Genomic DNA, 2000 nt, shown 5'->3' with positions numbered 1-2000 from the left:
AATGTTTTTTGTAGACAAGCCATATGTCTCTGAATTTTTAAAAAGAACTGTCAAAGACAATGGTATCCCTGTAGTAGGTACAGATATAGCCAAGAAGTTAGGGCTTTATAGTGGGACAAACCTAATTAGTGAAGAGCGAGCCATTGAAATGGTTCGAGAGTTAGATAATCCGATCATATATACCACATCTGAAAATGCGATTGGTTGGATATCGAAATATTTAGCTTTTAGCAATCTTCCTCGAAAAATACAGTTATTTAAAAATAAGGTTAAATTTCGAGAACTAATCCAAACAATAGATCCAAACTTCTACTTCAAAGAGGTTCGCACCGACGATTTAAAAAAGATTCAGGTTAAGGAAATTCCACTCCCATGTATCATCAAGCCAAAGGTTGGTTTTTTTAGCATGGGAGTTTATCAGATTTCAAGTCAGGAGCAGTGGTTTAAAACCATTGATTCAATAATTGCAGACACTGCTCCAATGAAAGATTTATACCCTAAGGAGGTATTGGACACTAGTTCATTTATAATTGAACAATATATTACTGGTGAAGAATTCGCTGTTGATGCCTATTATAATTCAACTGGTGAGCCGGTTATTCTAAATATCCTTAAACACATATTTTCCTCAGATGCTGATGTTAGTGATCGGCTTTATATTTCTTCAAAAGCAATCATCGAAAGTAATCTTGAAGAATTTACCGATTTTTTAGATAAAATTGGTAAATTTGCTGGAGTAAAAAATTTTCCAGTACATATTGAGCTTAGACGAGACAATCAAGGTAATTTATTACCGATCGAAGTCAATCCGATGCGGTTTGGGGGTTGGTGTACTACCCCAGATATGTCTTTCTTTGCCTATGGATTTAATCCTTACCTATACTATTACTTACAAAAAAAACCAGATTGTAATGAGATTATTAAAGGAAAAGAAGGAAAAATTTTTAGTATTGTAATCTTAGATAACTCCACTGGTATAGATGTAGATAGTATTAACTCATTTGATTATGATCAGCTAGTTTCAAATTTTGAAAAACCAATAGAACTAAGAAAAACTGATTACAAAGAGTACCCTGTCTTTGGTTTCTTGTTCACGGAAACCAGAGAGGATAATTTTCTTGAGCTTAAAAACATCCTAAATTCAGACTTGAATGAGTTTATATCCACCACTGTTATAACCTGAGACCGAAGAGCCAAGAATTATCGCCCACAGTCGTTAAATTTAGGTGCGACCCCTGGCGAATTAAATTAGCCGTTCGCTTTCCGTTCGCCGTAGGCGACGGAAAGCGCACCTCCATTGATTAAGGCCTCAGAAGAAACCTTAGAATAAAGGCTTAGTCTGAGGCCTTAATCAATAAATTTTGACCCTTTTCTGCATAGCCTGCCAACTAGAAAGGCGACCCTATCCTTACGGTAACTTCTAACCACTATTCTTACAGTAACTTCTAACCACGCCGACCTTGATCCTAGGTCGCCGCTACGCGAACGGTGCTGACGTGGGGCATAAGCGCGGATGAAGCTAACTGAATCTCCAAAAGGTTCCTAAATATATATAGCGCTAAGCTCTATATACCCATTCGATTGATTTGTGATTTATTACTGCTAGAGATAATCATGAATCGATCAATGCGATCGCTAACTTAAACTGCAGCACTAAACAGCAGCAGTAAATTCCAGCACTAGGGAATAATTGCGAACACCCTTGCTGGAAAACCAGAACCTTTCAGGGGCTTAGGAAACGTTACTATTGCGATCGCACCATACTCCGGCACCTGATTCAAGTTAGTCAGCAACTCAATCTGATACTTGTCTTGGCTGAGAATATAGTTTTCTAGGGAATAGTCCCCTTGGCTAGTGGCAATTCCAGGGTCAGTATCAGTTGGTTCATGACCGGAAGCAGTAATGTAGCGTTCTTCGTAAAGATATTTCAGTACTTCAGCACTCCAGCCAGGATAATGGGCAATACCATTAGCGTCAGCATTACGCATTTTGGTCATACT

At 38.1% G+C, this 2000-nt stretch carries 2 protein-coding genes; one reads left to right on the top strand and one right to left on the bottom strand.

What is annotated here, in order from left to right:
• Positions 1 to 1183, top strand: a 1183-nt coding sequence (locus F6K37_RS19700; protein ID WP_044492868.1) for an ATP-grasp domain-containing protein, incomplete at its 5' end; no start/stop codon positions are given.
• A gap of 496 nt (positions 1184 to 1679) precedes the next feature.
• Here the strand turns inward: F6K37_RS19700 and F6K37_RS19695 are convergent.
• A partial coding sequence (locus tag F6K37_RS19695; RefSeq protein WP_502887758.1) for a cyclase family protein occupies positions 1680 to 2000 on the bottom strand: 321 nt, incomplete at its 5' end.

Origin of the sequence: Moorena sp. SIO4E2 (assembly GCF_010671945.1) — a bacterium.
Lineage (GTDB): Bacteria > Cyanobacteriota > Cyanobacteriia > Cyanobacteriales > Coleofasciculaceae > Moorena > Moorena producens.
The sequence above is the reverse complement of the archived record's forward strand: the minus strand, read 5'-3'. Positions and strand labels throughout refer to the sequence as shown.